The 18,257-nt window shown below is 64.1% G+C and carries 18 protein-coding genes; 9 read left to right on the forward strand and 9 right to left on the reverse strand.

What is annotated here, in order from left to right:
- Nucleotides 1-42: 42 nt before the first annotated feature.
- Complete coding sequence (locus ACQR3T_RS14090) at nt 43-1,716, reverse strand: phospholipase D family protein (RefSeq protein ID WP_428693815.1); 1,674 nt, start codon at nt 1,714-1,716, stop codon at nt 43-45.
- Between the two features lie 54 nt (nt 1,717-1,770).
- Here ACQR3T_RS14090 and ACQR3T_RS14095 point away from each other — a divergent pair, with 54 nt between their 5' ends.
- Nucleotides 1,771-2,619, forward strand: coding sequence for an aldo/keto reductase (locus tag ACQR3T_RS14095; protein WP_094609330.1), 849 nt, complete (start codon nt 1,771-1,773; stop codon nt 2,617-2,619).
- Between the two features lie 67 nt (nt 2,620-2,686).
- On the opposite strand, the gene ACQR3T_RS14100 is transcribed toward ACQR3T_RS14095, so the two are convergent.
- The gene (locus tag ACQR3T_RS14100) at nt 2,687-3,325 is read right to left on the reverse strand and encodes a 3-oxoacid CoA-transferase subunit B (RefSeq protein WP_428693816.1); all 639 of its coding nucleotides are present in this window, start codon (nt 3,323-3,325) and stop codon (nt 2,687-2,689) included.
- The gene (locus ACQR3T_RS14105) at nt 3,322-4,083 is read right to left on the reverse strand and encodes a CoA transferase subunit A (RefSeq protein WP_428693817.1); all 762 of its coding nucleotides are present in this window, start codon (nt 4,081-4,083) and stop codon (nt 3,322-3,324) included. The genes ACQR3T_RS14100 and ACQR3T_RS14105 overlap by 4 nt, the downstream gene beginning before the upstream one ends.
- A gap of 142 nt (nt 4,084-4,225) precedes the next feature.
- On the opposite strand from ACQR3T_RS14105, the gene ACQR3T_RS14110 reads away from it, so the two are divergent.
- Complete coding sequence (locus ACQR3T_RS14110) at nt 4,226-5,008, forward strand: IclR family transcriptional regulator (RefSeq protein WP_428693818.1); 783 nt, start codon at nt 4,226-4,228, stop codon at nt 5,006-5,008.
- On the opposite strand, the gene ACQR3T_RS14115 is transcribed toward ACQR3T_RS14110, so the two are convergent.
- Nucleotides 5,005-5,277, reverse strand: coding sequence for a hypothetical protein (locus ACQR3T_RS14115; RefSeq protein ID WP_428693819.1), 273 nt, complete (start codon nt 5,275-5,277; stop codon nt 5,005-5,007). The two genes, ACQR3T_RS14110 and ACQR3T_RS14115, sit on opposite strands and share 4 nt — an antisense overlap.
- Nucleotides 5,278-5,419: 142 nt before the next feature.
- Between ACQR3T_RS14115 and ACQR3T_RS14120 the strand changes: the two genes are divergently transcribed.
- Nucleotides 5,420-7,723, forward strand: a complete 2,304-nt coding sequence (locus tag ACQR3T_RS14120; RefSeq protein WP_428693820.1) for a DUF222 domain-containing protein — start codon at nt 5,420-5,422, stop codon at nt 7,721-7,723.
- Nucleotides 7,724-7,761: 38 nt separating this feature from the next.
- Here ACQR3T_RS14120 and ACQR3T_RS14125 read toward each other — a convergent pair whose 3' ends face one another.
- The gene (locus ACQR3T_RS14125; protein WP_428693821.1) at nt 7,762-9,624 is read right to left on the reverse strand and encodes a pyridoxamine 5'-phosphate oxidase family protein; all 1,863 of its coding nucleotides are present in this window, start codon (nt 9,622-9,624) and stop codon (nt 7,762-7,764) included.
- A gap of 95 nt (nt 9,625-9,719) precedes the next feature.
- Entirely contained in the window at nt 9,720-10,601 is an 882-nt protein-coding gene (locus ACQR3T_RS14130) for an alpha/beta fold hydrolase (protein WP_428693822.1), read from the reverse strand.
- Between the two features lie 86 nt (nt 10,602-10,687).
- On the opposite strand from ACQR3T_RS14130, the gene ACQR3T_RS14135 reads away from it, so the two are divergent.
- On the forward strand, nt 10,688-11,203 hold the full coding sequence (locus ACQR3T_RS14135; RefSeq protein WP_428693823.1) for a CGNR zinc finger domain-containing protein: 516 nt from the start codon (nt 10,688-10,690) through the stop codon (nt 11,201-11,203).
- A gap of 139 nt (nt 11,204-11,342) precedes the next feature.
- Nucleotides 11,343-11,546: a winged helix-turn-helix transcriptional regulator gene (locus ACQR3T_RS14140; protein ID WP_428693824.1), complete on the forward strand. Its 204-nt coding sequence runs from the start codon at nt 11,343-11,345 to the stop codon at nt 11,544-11,546.
- Between the two features lie 92 nt (nt 11,547-11,638).
- Here ACQR3T_RS14140 and ACQR3T_RS14145 read toward each other — a convergent pair whose 3' ends face one another.
- Entirely contained in the window at nt 11,639-12,784 is a 1,146-nt protein-coding gene (locus ACQR3T_RS14145) for an NADH:flavin oxidoreductase (RefSeq protein WP_428693825.1), read from the reverse strand.
- A 65-nt stretch (nt 12,785-12,849) separates the two neighbouring features.
- Between ACQR3T_RS14145 and ACQR3T_RS14150 the strand changes: the two genes are divergently transcribed.
- From ACQR3T_RS14150 to ACQR3T_RS14165, 4 genes are all read left to right on the forward strand, one after another.
- On the forward strand, nt 12,850-13,704 hold the full coding sequence (locus ACQR3T_RS14150; RefSeq protein ID WP_428693826.1) for a sulfurtransferase: 855 nt from the start codon (nt 12,850-12,852) through the stop codon (nt 13,702-13,704).
- A gap of 70 nt (nt 13,705-13,774) precedes the next feature.
- The gene (locus ACQR3T_RS14155; RefSeq protein WP_428693827.1) at nt 13,775-14,596 is read left to right on the forward strand and encodes an SDR family oxidoreductase; all 822 of its coding nucleotides are present in this window, start codon (nt 13,775-13,777) and stop codon (nt 14,594-14,596) included.
- Between the two features lie 69 nt (nt 14,597-14,665).
- Nucleotides 14,666-15,811, forward strand: a complete 1,146-nt coding sequence (locus ACQR3T_RS14160) for an acyl-CoA dehydrogenase family protein (protein ID WP_428693927.1) — start codon at nt 14,666-14,668, stop codon at nt 15,809-15,811.
- A gap of 44 nt (nt 15,812-15,855) precedes the next feature.
- Nucleotides 15,856-16,839 carry an ABC transporter substrate-binding protein gene (locus ACQR3T_RS14165; protein WP_428693828.1) on the forward strand — a complete coding sequence of 328 codons (984 nt, stop codon included), beginning with the start codon at nt 15,856-15,858 and terminating at the stop codon, nt 16,837-16,839.
- Here ACQR3T_RS14165 and ACQR3T_RS14170 read toward each other — a convergent pair.
- A complete protein-coding gene (locus ACQR3T_RS14170) occupies nt 16,836-17,867 on the reverse strand; it encodes a TIGR03086 family metal-binding protein (RefSeq protein ID WP_428693829.1) in 1,032 nt (343 codons plus the stop codon). The two genes, ACQR3T_RS14165 and ACQR3T_RS14170, sit on opposite strands and share 4 nt — an antisense overlap.
- Nucleotides 17,868-17,869: 2 nt before the next feature.
- Nucleotides 17,870-18,241: an ArsR/SmtB family transcription factor gene (locus ACQR3T_RS14175; RefSeq protein ID WP_428693830.1), complete on the reverse strand. Its 372-nt coding sequence runs from the start codon at nt 18,239-18,241 to the stop codon at nt 17,870-17,872.
- Nucleotides 18,242-18,257: the final 16 nt, after the last annotated feature.

Genomic DNA, 18,257 nt, shown 5'->3' on the forward strand with positions numbered 1-18,257 from the left:
GTCCGAAACGGATTGAGCGGGAAGGGTCGGTCGAAGATGTCTTCAGAACCGACGACGCAGGCGCATCCCGATGGGTCGTCCGTCGGGGTCGACGAACAACCGGTAGGCGAGTGCGGCGAGTCGCTGTTGCCAGACGGGCGGCACCGAGATCTCGTGCCTGCGCAGTCGGCCGACGGGCCGGGACTTGGCGGACGGGTTGCGATGCCAGTTGTCGAGAGCGGTCGCGCTGGCCGAGACCACATCGAAGAACTGCTGCGGGTCGACGAGGTCTGCGTCGTCGCCGTCGGCCCGTCCCAGGTGCTCGCGGATCAGTTCGAGTCTCAGGTTCCGTGCGTGGGTTCTGGCACCGTCGCCGAGGCCCGCCGGGTCCAACGGTGCCCGATCGTCGCGCTGCTCGTCGACGATGGCCGCGGTCAGCTCCGAATCATGGGTCCAGGAGCGGCGATTGAAGTTGTCCGATCCCACCGCGGTCCACAAGTCGTCGATGATGCAGACCTTCGAGTGCACGTATACCGGTATGCCACGGTCGTTTTCGATGTCGAGTACCAGTACGCGATCACCGCCGGCCGCGCGGATGACCCCGAGCGCAGCCGAGTGTCCCAGCAGCGCAGAAGGAATGGTCAAATTGCTGTCGTCGTCGAGGTGCTTGGGGACCACCACCACCAACTTCAGATTCGGCTTTCGACGCAATGCTGCGGCGAAGACACGAGCCACGTCGACCGACCACAGATATTGATCCTCGATGTAGATCAGCTCGGTGGCCCTGTCGAGAGCTTTGGCGTACGCGCGGGCCGCGCTGCGCTCGCCCTTGGTGGCGAACGGGTAGGCGGGGCGTCGGCGGGGATAGGTGCGCAACAGCTGCACCGAGCACGTGCCCTCCGGCTCCGGGGCCGGCGCCGCCGGAGGGAGTTCCGACGGTTCGCGCGTGACTCCGCGCAGCAGGTCGGGTATCGCGTGCCACGGCAAACGGGAGAGAGCCGCTGGGTCTTCCCAGCGTTCGCGGAAGACGTCTTCCACGTCTCGCACCGCCGGGCCTTCGATCTGCACCTGCACGTCGTGCCACGCGGGAATCTCGCCGTACTCGGGTGGGAAGGGACGTGAGACAGGATCGCCGAAATGATCGGCATCATCGCGTCGAGCACGGGCCAGATCGATGCCACCGACGAACGCGACGTCGGGCAGATCTTTCCTGCCGTACCGCACGACCACGAACTTCTGATGGTGGCTACCGGTTACCAGCACGCGCTGGTCGAGAATGACCTCGCCGCCTGCCTCCTCCAGCCGCAGCGCGAGCTTGCGGTTCTTCGGGCCGGTGAATCCGAGGGTCTCCATGTGGGAGCGCCACACCATTCCCTTGACGATGCCACCGCGGTGCGCGACGGCGGCCAGAGCATCTTCGACGGTCACGCCGTCGTCGGTGAGGAGCTGCTCCGGGTCGCCGCGCCAATCGGTGAAGAGCACCAGATCGTCGCGCTCGGTCTGCTCGAGGGCTCGTGCGAGTGCAGCGAAGTAGGTCTTGCCGTGCACCAGATTCTCGACGCGGTTGCCTTCGGTCCACGCCGAAATTCGAGTGTCGTCGTTGCCCCGCTCGGGCGCGGTGAGGAACCACGGGTGCGCCGGGTCGAAGTGGCGCTCGGGGGCAATCAGAGCGGAGGTGGACCGGCCGAATTTCTCGGCAACTCCGTCTACGACGCGCCGGATGCGCTGCACTATCACGCACGCATCATTTCACCCGGTTTGAAGGCGAGAGTGGGCGGGCACCCCGGCCATATGACTCAGGTACCCAACGTCACGCTCAGAAACGGCAAGCAGATTCCCCAGCTCGGCTTCGGCGTCTTCCAGATCGACCCGGAGGAGACCGCGAAGGCCGTCGAAACGGCGCTCGAGATCGGCTACCGACACATCGACACCGCCGAGATGTACGGCAACGAGAAGCAGGTCGGCGAGGGCATCCGTAACTCCGGAATCGATCGCGAATCGGTCTTCGTCACCAGCAAGCTCAACAACGGTTTTCACCGGCCCGACGACGCGCGTAAGGCGTTCGACAAGACGCTCAGCGACCTCGGAACCGACTACGTGGACCTCTTCCTCATCCACTGGCCCCTTCCCACCCGCTACGACGGCGATTTCGTATCCACGTGGAAGACGTTGGAGGAGTTCGCAGCCGACGGCCGCGCCCGCAACATCGGTGTCTCCAACTTCCAGCCCGCTCACCTCGATCGCCTTGCAGAGGAGACCGATACGGTCCCCGCGGTGAACCAGATCGAGGTGCACCCGTACTTCGTCAACAACGACGTATGGGCCTACGGCCGTGAGCATGCCATCCCCACCGAAGCGTGGTCGCCGATCGCTCAGGGTAACGTCCTCGACGACGCGGAACTGCAGCGAATCGCCGACGCGGCAGGCAAATCCGTCGCGCAGGTGGTGCTCCGCTGGCACATTCAGCGCGGCAACATCATCTTCCCGAAGTCGGTGACGCCGGAGCGGGTCAAGGCCAACTTCGAGATCTTCGACTTCGAGCTCAGCTCCGCCGATGTCGACGCCATCACGGCTCTCGACAAGGGTGAGCAGGGTCGTACCGGACCGAATCCGGATACGTTCGACATGATTCCGGACTAGAACGTAATACTGTGGGCCCGAACGTCTTCGGATGTTCGGGCCCACAGTGTTTCGAGCCAACAGTCGTTCAGCTTTTCAGAGTCGATCCGGTTGCGGCGGTGACCTGCTCGGCGGTCACGCCCGGTGCCAGTTCCACCAGCTCGAGCGTGCCGTCGCCGACGACGTCGATGACGGCCAAGTTGGTGATGATGCGATTCACGACGCCCTGGCCCGTGAGAGGCAGAGTGCAGGCGTCGAGGATCTTGGGATTGCCGTCGCGGTCGGTATGTTCCATGACGACGATGACGCGTCGGGCACCGTGTACGAGGTCCATCGCGCCGCCCATGCCCTTGACCATCTTGCCGGGCACCATCCAGTTGGCGAGGTCGCCGGTGCGGGAGACCTGCATGCCGCCGAGTACCGCGGTATCGATGTGGCCGCCGCGGATCATTCCGAAGCTCAACGACGAATCGAAGTACGCGGCACCGGGATTGACGGTGACGGTCTCCTTGCCCGCATTGATGAGGTTGGCGTCGACCTTGTCCTCGGTGGGGTAAGGGCCGGTGCCCAGGATGCCGTTCTCCGAGTGCAGGGTGACCTTGACGTCGTCGGTGAGGTACCCCGGGATGAGCGTCGGCAGTCCGATGCCGAGGTTGACGTATTCGCCGTCGATCATCTCCGCCGCGGCGCGTTCGGCCATCTGGTCGCGTGTCCATCCTGCACTCATGCTCGAACTCCTGAACTGACGGTGCGCTTTTCGATGCGCTTGTCCTGTGGCCCGGTATGCACGACGCGTTGAACGAACACGCCGGGAAGATGTACGTGGGCTGGGTCGATCTCGCCCGGCTCCACGAGATTCTCTACCTGCGCGATGGTGATTCTGCCGGCCATCGCGGCGAGGGGGTTGAAGTTCATCGCAGTCTTGTCGAACACGAGATTTCCTGCTGTATCGCCTGTTTCGGCGTGCACCAGCGCGAAGTCGGCGTTGATCGACTCTTCGAGTACGTACCGCTTGTCGCCGAACACTCGCGTTTCCTTGGGCGGCGATGCGATCGAGACCGAGCCGTCGGCGTTGTATCGCCACGGCATTCCGCCGTCGGCGATGGGGCTGCCGACTCCGGCGGGGGTGAAGAATGCGGGAACGCCGTTGCCGCCGGCGCGGAGTCGTTCGGCGAGCGTGCCCTGAGGGGTCAGCTCGACCTCGAGTTCGCCGGCGAGGTACTGCCGGGCGAATTCCTTGTTCTCTCCGACGTACGAGGCGGTGACGCGGCGAATGCGTCCGGCGGCCAACAGTATTCCGAGTCCGTAGCCGTCGACGCCGCAGTTGTTGGAGAACACCTCCAGCTCGTCGGCGTCGGTGTTCGCGATGGCCTCGATGAGAGCGTCCGGGATACCGCACAGCCCGAAGCCGCCGACCGCGATGGTCGCCCCACGGCCGATGTCCGCGACCGCGTCGGCAGCGGATGCGTAGGTCTTTCCTGTCACAAGAACTCCTGATGTGTTCGTTGAGTAAACGATGACTTCAGTGAACCTGAGCTGCAGTTCGTTGTGGTAAGAACGGCTCTGATTGCTCGGTCGGTGAACGGATTGAGGAACGGTGTTCACTGAATGGACGTACGATCCTCTGGTGACGTCATCGGAGGCCAACGCGAGTGTGATCGGGAAGATCTGTTCGTTGCTGCGGGCAGCGGGAGCCGAGGAGCCGTCCGGTGCCTCCACCACTGCCCTCGCGCGGGCGGCCGGTATCGCGCGGCCCACCACCCATCGCCTGCTCTCCACGCTCGCCGAACAGGGATTCGTCGATCGTGACACTGCGACCGGCCGCTGGTCGCTGGGGCCGGAGATCTACCTGCTGGGGTCCATGGCGGCCCTGCGGTACGACATCACCGACCAGGCGCGAAAAGTTGTGCAGGCGTTGGCAACCGAGAGTGGTGAGAGTGCGTTTTTGTCGGCCCGTCGGGGTTCGGAGACGGTGTGCCTGCTCCGAGTGGAGGGAAGTTTTCCGCTGCGCTCGCATGTGCTGTACGAGGGAATCCGGCTGCCGCTCGGAGTGGCGTCCGCAGGGTTGGCCATTCTTGCGCACCTACCGGATCGGGAGGTCGACGAGTATCTCGATGCCGTGAACCTGGTGCCGGAGTGGGGAGAGAGTCACTCCGCCGTGGAGATTCGCAGGCGGATAGCGCATACCCGCTCCACGGGATTCGCCGTCAATCCGGCGTTGCTCGTGGAGGGTAGCTGGGGGCTCGGTGCCGCCGTGTTCGATCGCGCCGACAAGCCGGCATGGGCGCTGAGCTTGACCGGTGTCGAGACACGATTCCGCGACGATCGACGACGGGAGCTGGGCAAGATGCTCCTCGATGCGGCGCACCGACTCACCCTGCAACTGGGGGAGCGGCCAGGCCCCGGTTAGCTGTCGAGCTCGTCCAGAATGTCCGCGGCGTCCTGGCTGCCTGCGGCCGCCAGCCTGTGCAGCTCGACGCGATCACCGCGTTCACCGGCAAGTTCGACCAGGATGTCGACGGCATCGGTACTGCCTGCGTCGGCGAGGGAGCGCAGTTCGTCGAGGTCGTTTCGAGAGCCTGCGAGTTCGACCAACTGGTCGAGTGCATCCTGGTCGCCGCTGCTGGCCTGGGCACGCAACTCGTCCAGCTCGGCCGCGGTGGAATCGGGCTCGGTCATGGGTCGGAGTGTAGAACGATTCGTCGGATAGCGGCAGGCCAGCCGACCTTTGTGCGGCCTGTGCGTTCTTGTCGGTGGGTCGAGATAGTCTTCCTTCAGTTCGAACGCATGTTCTGAAATATTGCTCACCGGGGGGTGAAAAATGGGTGCAGTACCGACCGTGTCGCTGGAGGCGTTGACTGCTGCCGCGCAGGCAGAAAATCGTCACGCTGCACGGAAGGTCAACGCCTGCTACCGCGTGCACTGCGACTGGATCACCCACGACACCAAGCACAAGCACTACAGCCGGTACGGACGCACCGAGATGGCAGTGGCGTTGGGATGTTCGGCGACGGTAGCCGAATCGTACGTCTCCGTGGGCGTCGCCCTGCATACCCGACTCCCACTGCTGCGGTCCGCATTCGAGTCCGGGGAGATCGACCTCCCGCGGGTACGGACGGTGTGCCGGATCCTCGACAACCTCTCCGATGACATCGTCACGATGGTCGAGGATGAGATCGTCGAGGCGGCCCGTCGGTCGTCACCGGGTCCGCTGGAGAAGGAGATCTGGGACATCCTGCTGCGGGTCGCGCCCGAAGAAGCGGCAGCGCTGCGGGAGTTCGCGAAGCGGTTCCGTCATGTTTCGTACGGCCCGGCCGGGGAGCTGGCCCGCATCCGGGCCGAGCTGACCGCCCCCGAGGCCGCCGCCGCATGGCAGTTGCTCGAGGAGATGGCCGACACCCTCTGCCCGAAAGACCCTCGCGGCAAACAAGATCGCTTGTGTGATGCGTTCATGGCCCGCATGCACGGCGAACCCCGCCTGACATGCCTGTGCCGACGCGACGACTGCCCGAAAAAAGATGCAGCATTGCCCGATCGCCGGGTGCCGTTGACGATGGTCAGCGTCGACATCGCCACCCTCATCGGGTTGCTCGCCAACCCGGCGTACCTGGCCGGTCATGGATCGATCGACCCCGATCTCGCGCGGGAGTTGGCACGGAACAGTCAGTGGCAGATCCTGCTCACCGACGCTGTCACCCTCGCCGAGAAACTGGGACTGGCGGTGCAGAACCCGGAGACCGGGGAATGGGAACGACGCTCGGACAGCGAGAAGGCAGGGGCTGCAACAGGACCAGAGGCGGGAGAAGGAACGGGAACAGCGACGGAACCAGACGTAGACGCAGATGCCGACGCAGGCGCAGACAGAGACGAAGACGCGGATTCGGCTGCTGATGCGGCTGGTGATGCTGATGCCGATGAGGGAATGGGGTCGGCTATGGCTTCGGGGGCGGAGGCTGGTTCGTCGACCGAACCGACTTCGGCCAGTTCAGCGGGAGACAAGGTCGACGAGACCGAAGAGTCCACGCCCGTACCTGCGACCGACCCGTCGGCAACCCCCGACCTGGGTGCCGCCGATCCTGTCCGGAAGCACGCGGCAGTACGCTCAGGGGCGCCGGTGTCCGACCCGCCAGCGGAGGCAACGTCGGACACCGACCGTGAGGAATCGTCCGAACCGGCGACAGTTCCACGATCACCTGCGGAACTGACATCGCCGGCACTTGATATCGCACCGCGCTGTTCGGAATCAGGCTCTTCCACAACGGCATCCGGCTCCACAACGGCATCCGGCTCTACAACAGCCGATCCGACGGCAGTACCTGAACCAGCGGCGGACACCGCGTCACCGCCTACTCCGAGGCCTCCGTCCGAGCAAGGTTCGTTACCGGATCCAGTCCCAGCAGAGCCCGGCCCGACCGACCCGGCACCTGGCGACGATCGACCTCAGTGTCGCCTCCAGTCGCTCACCTCCGCTGCAGCCCTGTTCTGCACCCACACACCCGTCGTCCGGGGCACACGGCACAGCTCTGCCTTCGATCTGTCCTCCGCAATCCCGTGCAACAACCGAAGCATGCACACACCCGCCGGTCTCTACCTCGGCAACGCATCACTGGCTACTGCTCTCGAAGCAGCCCTTGCAGCGGACCCCACACTCGGAAAATCTGTCGGGCGGGATCCACTGACCGACCGCGCCCTGACCTACCGACCCGACACCCTCACCACCGCCGCGGTCCGCCTCCGCGACCGACACTGCCGCTTCCCCGGCTGCCACCGCCCCGCCGACCGCTGCCAACTCGATCACGTCATGCCGTTCGACCACACCAACCCCCTCGGCGGCGGCTGGACCACCGTCAACAACCTCCAATGCCTCTGCGAGTTCCACCACACCGTCAAAACCGCCGGCTACTGGAAAGCCGTCATGCTCCCCGGTGGCGCGATTCTGTGGACCTCCACCTCGAAGACCTCACGAATCACCCTGCCCGCCAACGGAACAGCCGTACCCATCCTCGGCAACGACCTGAGGCCACACATCCCCACCAATCCCAGACGATCCGGCATCATCGCCTACCCCGACCCACCCGACAACCAACAACCCGAGACAGACGACACGTCAGCACCACCGTTCTGAAATACACCGTTGTAAACGCACCGTTGTAAATGCACCGTTCAGTAGTCGAACGCCTCGAACCTGACGTCTTCACCTGCCACCCACTCCAGAACTGCTTCGTGCAAACGCGGTGCAGCGCATACGAAGAACTGTCTTCGCCCGACGCGTCCCACGGCTGTGACGTCGGCCTCGGTCATTCTTCGGGTGTGTGTTCGGGCTCCGAGCTGTTCGAGAACTCGAAGCTGAGAATGCTGGTCGTTGTCCATCTGTCCGGTAATGAACACGGTGATTGCCACCCCGAACTGGCTGACCCGCTCGACGACGTCGACGGCGAGAGCCAGATCCTCTGCGCGCACAGTCCAAAGCAAGGTCAGTGCGAGCCCGGATTCGTGGGCAGCGTGCGCCTGTGCCATGAATGGAGTGATCCCGACCCCCGATGCCACGACCACGACGTCGTCGGTATTCGGCTTGGTGTCGGCGTACTGGGTGTCGGCGTATCTGACGTCATCCTCGCCGCCGAAGCCCATGACAGTGACAGTCAGGTCCGAACCTGGGGTCCATCGCGACAGCAGTCCGGTGACCGGTCCGTGCTCTCGGACGGTGATCTCGAATATGTTGCTGCCCAACGTATGCGGTGCGCTCGACACAGTGAACGTTCTGACGAAGTCGTCGTTGAGGGAACTCGGGTCATGATCGCGCATGTGCGACCAGCCGCGATCGAGTCGATCCGAGAAGTCGAGGGTGACGTGTTGCCCGGCGCGCCACTGCACCGGCGTCGACGATCCGCCCGGAGCAAGTCGGAATGTGTATCGCGATATCGTCGGTGTGATCGGTAGCTTGTGGATCAGCGAGGCAAGAGTTCTTTCCGCTGGGCTGGGCTGCCGGCCCGAAACCCCGACCTCGCGGGCCAATCTCCTGACCGGCGGGTTGTACGGGGACGGGTCGAGAAGCGTGCCTCGGAACGCAAGGCCGTTTCTCACCAAGCGCACCGCCTCGATCTCGATCCTCACGGCCATTTTACTATGTGGCAGAACACTTTCAGCGGCATCGCCGATCAGTACCTCTGCGCTTCCCGAAAGGTAGAGCACGTCTCCGGTGTCGAAATCGGGAAAGGTGACTCCCACTGCCCGGTCGGAGGTGATGTTCCCCAACGTCTGGTAGAGGCGGTTCCCCGAGTACTCCGGATATACCAGGGTGACGCCCTCCGCCTCGGAGTTGCTGAAGACCCGGACGAATCCTGGTGCCCCGCCGCGGATGTTGGTGTCCATACTCTCGGCACCGTGTCGGCTGGAGATGAGCAAGGTGTCGGATTTGTCGATGATGTTGAGGGCCTCGGCTGGTAGCGGGAGGGAATCGCTGATCAACTGGGGTGAAGATTCGTAAGGTGTTATCGCCCGCTTGTTCAGATACTTGGGGCAGTTCCCGAGGGTTTCGTCGACCGCGATGTTTGCCAGGACGTCGGTGAGCCCGTCATTCTCTGAAGTTGTTGTCTTCGTGCTCTTTACCGCCACGATACCGTCGAGTATCCGTCCTGCGATCTTGACCCGGCCTCGGTGCTCCAGGTCCATGACGAGGCCCGAGACCAGCCTTCCTCGTCCGTTCGGCTGTTCGTCGCGTAAGAGAATTTCGAGCACCGGGTCTGCGGTGTGAGGTTCGAGCTGGGCCTGGAACCTCAACCGCAGGACCCCGTCCGCGGCCGCGGTTGCTGTTCCAGGAGCGCCCCCGAGCAGAGTTGTCCACACGCGATCGTCGACGCCGGTTGTTCCCAGCGCCACGAGTGGGCTCCGACTCATCCAGGGGCCGTACGCGGCGGGCAGACCCGGAACAGTGGGGTTGTCCTCGTAAGGCACCTGCAGCAGACGGTGCATCGTCTCTTCCCCTGCATGCCACTGGCTCGGCATATGGTCGTCAACTGCTCGCATGACGTCCAACCTTTCTCGGATATTGTTGGTCTACATGGCTATTCGAGGTAGAGCCGTAGCGGCGCGGAATCGAGAACGTGTTCGGGTCGGGGCGATCAGGCTGCCTGTCGTGCCCTGGTGAACCGGTGCAGGAAGGCGGTAATCAGGGAGGCTACTTCGTCGAGGTGGCTTTCGAGGAGGAAGTGGCCCCCGTCCAGCAGGTGAACTTCGGCGTCGGGAAGATCGCGCAGGAACGCACGCGCACCGTCGGGTCCGAAGATCTCGTCGTTCTTGCCCCAGACGGCAAGGAGCGGGGGTCGTGAATCGCGAAAGTAGCGCTGCACCGCTGGGTACAGGCGGACGTTCGACGGGTAGTCGGCGAAGAGTTTCAGCTGAATCTCGTCGATGCCGGGACGGGTGAGCAGCGCGTGATCGTGGATCCAGGCGTCGGGGCTCAGCAGCGTCGGATCGGATACGCCGTGGACGTACTGCCATCGGACGGCTTCCAGTTCGAGTGCCGCGCGCAGCGGTGCAGCGTTTTCCGGCGTGCGGCTCTTCGCGTAGGTCCACAGAGGCGCCCAGAACGAGTCCACGAACCCTTCCTCGTACGCGTTGCCGTTCTGGGTGACGATGGCGGTGATGCGATCGGGATGGCGGAGCGCGAGTCGCCACCCGACGGGTGCGCCGTAGTCCTGGGTGTAGATCGCGTACCGGTCGACGCTCAGTTGGTCGAGGAGGTGGTCGGTGACGGCGGTGAGGGTGTCGAAGGTGTAGTCGAAGTCGTCGACGGACGGAGCTGCCGAGTATCCGAAGCCGATGAGGTCGGGTGCGATCACGTGAAAATGGTTGCCCAACAACGGGATGAGGTCGCGAAACATGAAGGAGCTCGAAGGTGTTCCGTGTAGCAGCACGATGGTGGGATCGGTCGGATTGCCGGCCTCGCGATAAAAGACTTCGAGCCCGTCGACGGTGGTGGTGTGGTGATGAACGGCGACCATGGATAACCCCTATGGATAGTTTATGTGGTTACTCCAATGACCGAACCACAATTGTCGTAACCTGTCAAGTGAGCTATGGTGGTTACATGATGACCGAGGAGGCGCGGGCGATCGACGAAGCACTGCTGGTCGACCTGCTCAACACCACGCCGGTGGTCGACGATCGGCCGATCGATCTCTTGGCGGACGATGCGGACGGTCGCGACTGGCTGAATGCTCGCGGCGGGACCGGAAGCGGAGAAGAACTTCGGGTGAGCCGCGCTGTACGTGACGACCTCCAGCGGGTGGTGCGAGGTGCAACGCCACCGTCGTCGCTGTGCAGGTACCTGGATGGCCTCTCGCGGGTGCCGGTGCTGACCGATGACGCGCTTCACTGGGTTCTGCAGGTGTCCGAGGATCGCCGGCTGGCCGCACGGATTGTGCTGGCCTGGGCGGGGATTCGTGAGACGTTGCCTGGCGCACTGCGTCCGTGTGCGAATGACGAGTGCCGCTTGTTTCTGCTGGATCGTTCGCGTGCGGGCACCGCGCGGTGGTGCTCGATGGCCACGTGTGGCAACAAGATGAAGGCCCGACGGCACCGTGCTCGGGCGGCAGGCGACTGACTTTCGCGCGCAGCAGCGCTACAGGCGGACGTATCGGTGACACCGACGACTACCCCTTCATGTACCAGCGCCAGTTCGACGACCTCGACGGCTGCCACTACTCGCCGTTCTGGATGAAGCCGGACGCCGCTCCCGCCACGTGAGCGACCTCGCGGCTGCCCTCGACGTAGTCGGAGCACGGTGGGCACTGCTCATCGTGGAACGGTTGCTCCGCGGGCCGCAGCGTTACGGTGAACTGCAGCGCGAGCTCGGAGTGCCGACGAACATTCTTGCCACCCGGATACGCGAACTCGAGGCGGCCGGCGTGTTGACCCGTCTCCCGCTGGGGTGCCGAGGGCGATGAGGGGAGCACAGGACCTCGAGGACCGTCTCCCGCAGCGCCCAGACCTCCAGCGCTACCGAAGCAGGTTGCGATACGAAATGTCCGACCGGATGTCAGACCAGGTGCTGAATGTGATCGCGCGTGAATTCGATGCGCTCGTCGACGCGGCCGTCGCCTACCTTGTTCACCCACTCCGGATCGGACAGCAACGCGCGCCCGACGGCCACCAGATCGAACTCGCCGTCCTGGAATTGACCGACGAGAGCGTCCAATCCGGTCACACCCGACGCGGCATCCTCCGACCATGCCGAAGTGAACACCGAGTCGAGACCGACCGATCCGACGGTGATCGTCGGAACTCCGGTGAGCTTGCGGGTCCAACCGGCCAAGCCGAGCTTTCCGTCGTTACCGTCCAGCTCGGGGAATGCCGGATCCCAGTGGCGTCGGGTCGAGGCGTGCAACACGTCCACTCCAGCGTGGACCAGTGGCGTCAGGACGCGTCCGAGTTCATCGGGGTTCTGCGCGATCCGAGCGTCGAAGTGATTGCTCTTCCACTGCGAGAATCGGTACACGATGGCGAAGTCCTCGCCGACGGCCGCACGAATCGCAGCAACGACCTGTGCCGGAAAACGGGTACGGGCTTCGAGCGAGCCGCCGAACTCGTCGTCGCGCACATTTGTTGTGGCCCAGAGGAACTCGTCGAGCAGGTAGCCGTGAGCGCCGTGCAGTTCGAGGCCGTCGAAGCCGGTGTTCTGTGCGTTGACCGCAGCCTGTACCCACTGCGAGGTGAGTTCGTCGAGGTCGGCGTCGGTGAATGCTTTGCCGACCGAGGAACCGTCGAGAGCAATTCCGGACGGGCTGACGGTGGTGACGTCTGGGAACAGGCGAGGCTCGGTGCCCCGCTCGACGCCGAGGTGCCACAGCTGCGGGATGATCGCGCTGCCCTCGGCGTGCACCGCGTCGACGACGCCCTTCCAGCCTTCGAGGCTGGCGTCGCCGTAGATCCGTGGCACGCGGGTGTGAGGACCTGCGGCGGGGTCGGGGATGTAGGTGCCCTCGGTGATGATGAGGCCGGTGCCACCGGCGGCGCGTTTGCGGTAGTACTTGGCCACATCCGGGCCGGGGATGCCGTCGGGCGAGAAGGCGCGCGTCATTGGGGCCATGGCGAAGCGGTTGCGCAGCTTCAGCGACTTGACCTCGAACGGCTCGAAGAGCCCGGTGGTGGACAGATGCTGAGTTGTGGATGCAGTTTCGGTCACGCCTGCGCACAACCTGATGCAACACCGAGCTATTCCCCGTGTGGGGCTGTTAGCGTCGGATGCTTATGAGCCCTTCGCCGCTGATCTCTGCCGCCGAACTGCACGATCTCTTCGAGATGGGACGGGCCCCCGTCGTCCTCGACATCCGGTTCACGCTCCAGACCGGGAGCGACAGAGCAGGTTACGAGGCCGGGCACATCCCGCACGCCCAATTCGTCGACCTCGATGCCGATCTGGCCGCCCCGCCGGACCACGGGAGTGGAGCCAGCAGGAACGACCCGAATCACCGCGGTCGTCACCCATTGCCCGACGAGGAGACCTTCGTCGCAGCAATGCGCGGCGCCGGCGTCAGCGACGACTCCTCGGTAGTGGTCTACGACGGAGGACCGGCGACCGCGGCCGCGCGTGGCTGGTGGCTGTTGCGCTACTACGGCCACGCGGACGTGCGAGTCCTCGATGGCGGTCTGGCTCAGTGGGTGGCCGCCGGATTCCCGATCGGCACCGAACCATCGATCGTGGCAGCTGGATCGTTCAGCGCCCGGCCATCCTTGGCGCGCGTCCTCGACGTCGACGACGTACTCGATTTCGCCCGGGACAACGTACTGCTCGACGCGCGGGCACCCGAACGATTCCGCGGCGAGGTGGAGCCGGTGGACCCCGTGGCTGGTCACATCCCGGGCGCGATCAACCGACCGACGACCGACAACGTCGATTCGGACGGAAAGTTCCTGGATCCCGAGGTACTCGATGGCACATTCGGTGGACTTGTGCCGGAAGGGAAAGACGTCGCTGTCTATTGCGGATCCGGGGTGACCGCCGCACACCAGATTCTTGCCCTCGAGTTGGCTGGTATCGACGCTGCGTTGTATCCGGGCTCGTGGTCGGGATGGATCACCGATCCGACGCGGCCGAGGGCATGACACCCTGCCTGAGCTGGCCGTTCACCGAACCAGGGTTGAACTTGAATCTGACTTCAACTATACCTGGGGCATGAAGGTTGAAGGCAAGGTTGCCATCGTCACCGGCGGTGGTGGCGGAATCGGCGGGGCCATCGCTGCTCGACTCTCGGAGCACGGCGCACGCGTCGTCGTCTCCGACCTCGACGGGAAGGCGGCTCGAGCAGTGGTCGACGCCATCGAACGAGATCGGCCGGGGACGGCCGTCGCGGTCGCGGCGGACGCGTCGAACATCGCGGATATCGAGCGGCTGATCGCACAGGCCGAGGCCTCGTTCGGTCCGGTCGATCTTTACTTCGCCAACGCAGGCATCAGCGGCGCACCCGGACTCGACGCCACCGAACAGGACTGGGACCTCTCGTTCGATGTGAACGTTCGGGCACACATACGCGCAGCGCAGCTCTTGGTCCCGGGTTGGCTCGAGCGTGGTGAGGGGTATTTCGTCAGCACCGCCTCTGCGGCGGGTCTGCTCACCCAGATCGGTTCGGCCACATACGCGACGACCAAGCACGCGGCCGTCGGATTCGCCGAATGGATGAACGTCACCTACGGCAACCGAGGCATTCGTGTCAGTTGCCTGTGCCCCATGGGTGTCAACACCAAACTGCTCTACGAGGGACGCGAATCCGGAGATGCGTTGGGAGCGGCCGCAACTGCAGCGGTTCTGAGCGCTGGTGCCGTACTCGAACCCCTCGACGTTGCCGATGTGGTGCTCGACGCGATGGACCGCGAGCAGTTCCTCATCCTGCCGCACGAGAACGTACTGGACATGTACCGCAACAAGGGTGCCGACTACGACCGGTGGTTGCGCGGCATGCGTCGCTACCAGGACAGCCTGCTCGACAACAACCGATAGGGGCCCACTGTGGCATTTTTCGAGACCTCCGACCGTGCGAAGAAATACGAGTCGGATCTGTTGGAGTTCATGGACTCTCACGTCTACCCGGCCGAGGCCGTGTACGAGCAGCAGATGCTCGACTCCGGTGACCCGCATTTTCAGCCCCCGATCATCGAGGATCTGAAGAAGGAAGCGCGCTCACGTGGACTGTGGAATCTGTTCCACCCGCACCCCGAGTGGGGCCCCGGTCTGACCAACCTCGAGTACGCCCCGCTCGCCGAGATCATGGGCCGCAGCCTGCTCGCCCCCGAGGCGTGCAACTGCAACGCACCCGATACCGGCAACATGGAGGTCTTCACGCTCTTCGGCACCGACGAGCACAAAGAGAAGTACTTGAAGCCGTTGCTGGACGGCACCATTCGTTCTGCCTTTGCGATGACCGAGCCCGACGTCGCCAGTTCCGACGCCACGAACATCGCCATGAAGATGGACCGCGACGGGGACGACTTCATCCTCAACGGGCGCAAGTGGTGGACGTCCAACGCAATGCACAAGAACTGCAAGGTTCTCATCGTCATGGGCAAGACCGATCCCGAGGCGGCCACGCACCGTCAACAGTCGATGCTGGTGGTACCCATCGACGCACCCGGTGTCACGGTCCTGCGTAATCTGCCGGTGTTCGGCTACATCGACCGCGAAGGTCACGCCGAGGTGCTCTTCGAGGACGTGCGGGTGCCGGCAAAGGACGTGTTGAAGGGTCCGGGCGAGGGCTTCGCCATCAGTCAGGCTCGCTTGGGGCCCGGCCGTATCCACCACGCGATGCGCACCATCGGCGTTGCCGAGCGGGCGCTCGAATTACTCTGTCGCCGTGCAGTATCGCGAGTGACGTTCGGTAAGCCGGTGGCGATGCGCTCGAACATTCAGGACTGGATCGCCGAGGCGCGGATCGAGATCGAGAAGACGCGACTGCTCACGTTCAAAGCCGCGTACCTGATGGACACCGTCGGGAACAAGGAAGCGCGCACCGAGATCGCAGCCATCAAGGTTGCTGCACCCGAGATGGCACTGAAGATCATCGACCGTGCCATTCAGGTGCACGGCGGCGGCGGAGTGAGCAATGATTTCCCGCTCGCGATGATGTACGCCCACATCCGCACCCTGCGTCTGGCCGACGGTCCGGACGAGGTGCACAAGATGTCGATCGCGAAGATGGAGCTGAAGAAGTACCTCTGAAGGTAGGCCACCGCAGCAAGGTGAGCCTGTGCTAACTTCTGCGGATGAAACGGACATTCCTGGGGTGTGCACTCGGTCTGAGCACCGTATTGACGCTGGTCGCGTGCAGCAGCGGGGCAGCTGACGACGCCGGATCCGAAGCCCGCACTGTCACGATCGACACTCTTGCGGGACCGACACAGATCACGGGAACGCCGGAGCGCATCGTCGCCTTCGGACAGCAGTGGGTCGACGCGCTGCTCGAATTCGACGTGCAACCCGTCGGGTATGTCTCCGCAGGATCGAACGGCGACGAACGCGGGCTCTACCCCTGGCAGTCGGCAGTGAGTTCCGACGCCGAGATGCTCGACCCGGCTGCGGTCGACCAGATGGACGGTGCGGTGCCGACCGAGCAGATCGCGGCGCTGCAGCCGGATCTGATCCTGGTGTCGGGAATTGCGTCGATCGAACCGTATGCAGGTCTGGCGGATTTCGCACCTACAATTTTGCCCAAGTCGGACCGGGTCGAGACCTGGGAATCGCAGATCGAGACCCTCGGGCTCGTGCTCGATCGGGAAGACGACGCTCGGCGAATCATCGACGATGGCCACGCCGTCACCGACGACATCGAGAGGGATTATCCGGGACTCGAGGGTAAGACGGCGGTGCTCTCCCAGTTCGTCTTCGACTCCCAGCAGCTGGCTGTTGTCGCCGACCCCGAAGACGGTGCGGCCCAGGTGTTCGGCAGCATCGGGCTCAGTGTGCCGCAGAGTCTGGTCGATTCACCCGATATCTCTCACGGGCGCATCGTGCTCAGCCCCGAGCGGCTCGACGTGCTGACGGCCGACCTGGTCGTGATGCTTCCCAACGGGGGAACGCGGGAGGACCTGGAGAAGCTTCCGGGATTCTCCAGTCTGCCTGCGGCGTCGGGTGGTGGAGTAGCCGTGGTGGATTACGGGACGGTCGTCGGATTCAATACACCGTCGAAAGCGTCGGTCGAGTACTCGCTGAACAAGATTCGACCGCAACTGGAGGCCATAGCAAGTTAGCTCCGGGGCGTCCAGGCCGGGTCACGGCCGATGAAGGCCATCAGCTTGTCCTGAGCGGACGCGTCCTCGCCGACCGGGACGGCGGGCCCGTACTGTCCGCTGTCCCGTAGCATCTGCTCCATCGGTCGCATGGCGTCGAGGGCCGCAGCGCAGCGATCCTGGCCCAAGTCGTGTTCCAGGCCAAGGGCTTTCGCCAGGTCCCAGGAGTGCATCCAGATGTCGGCGGTGTAGAACATTGCGATCGCCTGGTCCACCGGCATGTCTCCCGTATGAGGGTTGCTCAGTATGCGATCGGCGGGGTCGTCGAGGATGGCCTGGATGTCGGCGACGTGGTGCCTCCATGCGGCTTTCGGGTCGGCGTCGATGTCCAGGGTCTGGAACTCGATTCCCGCGCCGCCGGCGAGAAAGCCGCGAGACCACTCGATCAGGTGCTTCACGACATCGATTGCGGCCCAGCCCGATACCGGGCTAGGGTGTGGCCAGTCCTCGGGCGAGGCGGACTCGACGAGCGCGGTGAACGCTGCCGCGTCCTGTAGGTGCTGCTGTGCCGGCCCCGTTCGTTGCCCGAGCAGTTCGTCGAGTTTGTCGTAACCCTCTTTCACCCCGACATCCATTCCGCTGGAAAGCATCCCGTCGCGAGTTGCGAAGTCCGACATCACACTGAGAACTTTCAGGAGCGTGCCCCCGTCGTCGCGGCCCTCGAAGGTGAGGGTCTCGAGGGCAACTGAATCGGGTTGGCCCTCGTAGGTGAACGTCCACACGATCCGCTCGTTGTTCCTGACCTCGTGGAAGCTGCCGAAGAAGGCTGCGATCTCCTCGCCGTCCCGATCGTTGGCAAATGCCCAGGAACCTCCGGTGTGGCCCTCCCACTTCAGAATTCGCGTGGTCAACGATCTGGGCCCCACCCACCGTCGGTACAGCTCCGGATCGATGTGAGCGCGGAACACCTGCTTCGGTGTTGCATCGAACTCCCGAACGATCTCGATCGTTGGTACTTTCTCGTCCGCGAGTATCTCGGTTTCGTACATGGTTACGACGCTTCTTTCGTGTGCGGGGTCTTCGTCTGGTTGTCCTCGATGTCCATGCTGTCCAGCAGGGCGTCGAGGCGTCGATAGCGTTGTTCTGCTTCCTGTCGATAGCGCTCGATCCATTTCGCCACGAGGCCGAACACCTCCGCGTCCAGATGCACCGGCCGACGCTGGGCATCTTTGCTGCGGGTTACCAGGCCGGCCTCCTCGAGCACCTTCACGTGCTTGGATACGGCCTGCAGGCTCATGTCGTACGGCTCCGCCAATTCGCTGACGCTCGCATCCGAGGCGGCGAGCCGCGCCACCATGTCGCGTCGAGTGGGGTCGGCCAAGGCCGCGAACGTTTTGTCGAGTTGCTCCGTGTGATCCTGCATCGGCTCCTCACTTTCT

The sequence above is a fragment of the Rhodococcus sp. IEGM1428 genome, assembly GCF_050321865.1.
Taxonomy (GTDB): domain Bacteria; phylum Actinomycetota; class Actinomycetes; order Mycobacteriales; family Mycobacteriaceae; genus Rhodococcoides.

Excerpts from the sequence above, each read along its gene's own strand:
- ACQR3T_RS14095 (WP_094609330.1), top strand. The coding sequence starts at position 1,771 with ATGACTCAGGTACCCAACGTCACGCTCAGAAACGGCAAGCAGATTCCC.
- ACQR3T_RS14100 (WP_428693816.1), bottom strand. The coding sequence starts at position 3,325 with ATGAGTGCAGGATGGACACGCGACCAGATGGCCGAACGCGCCGCGGCG.
- ACQR3T_RS14115 (WP_428693819.1), bottom strand. The coding sequence starts at position 5,277 with ATGACCGAGCCCGATTCCACCGCGGCCGAGCTGGACGAGTTGCGTGCC.
- ACQR3T_RS14120 (WP_428693820.1), top strand. The coding sequence starts at position 5,420 with ATGGGTGCAGTACCGACCGTGTCGCTGGAGGCGTTGACTGCTGCCGCG.
- ACQR3T_RS14125 (WP_428693821.1), bottom strand. The coding sequence starts at position 9,624 with ATGCGAGCAGTTGACGACCATATGCCGAGCCAGTGGCATGCAGGGGAA.
- ACQR3T_RS14130 (WP_428693822.1), bottom strand. The coding sequence starts at position 10,601 with ATGGTCGCCGTTCATCACCACACCACCACCGTCGACGGGCTCGAAGTC.
- ACQR3T_RS14135 (WP_428693823.1), top strand. The coding sequence starts at position 10,688 with ATGATGACCGAGGAGGCGCGGGCGATCGACGAAGCACTGCTGGTCGAC.
- ACQR3T_RS14150 (WP_428693826.1), top strand. The coding sequence starts at position 12,850 with ATGAGCCCTTCGCCGCTGATCTCTGCCGCCGAACTGCACGATCTCTTC.
- ACQR3T_RS14155 (WP_428693827.1), top strand. The coding sequence starts at position 13,775 with ATGAAGGTTGAAGGCAAGGTTGCCATCGTCACCGGCGGTGGTGGCGGA.
- ACQR3T_RS14160 (WP_428693927.1), top strand. The coding sequence starts at position 14,666 with ATGGACTCTCACGTCTACCCGGCCGAGGCCGTGTACGAGCAGCAGATG.
- ACQR3T_RS14165 (WP_428693828.1), top strand. The coding sequence starts at position 15,856 with ATGAAACGGACATTCCTGGGGTGTGCACTCGGTCTGAGCACCGTATTG.
- ACQR3T_RS14170 (WP_428693829.1), bottom strand. The coding sequence starts at position 17,867 with ATGTACGAAACCGAGATACTCGCGGACGAGAAAGTACCAACGATCGAG.
- ACQR3T_RS14175 (WP_428693830.1), bottom strand. The coding sequence starts at position 18,241 with ATGCAGGATCACACGGAGCAACTCGACAAAACGTTCGCGGCCTTGGCC.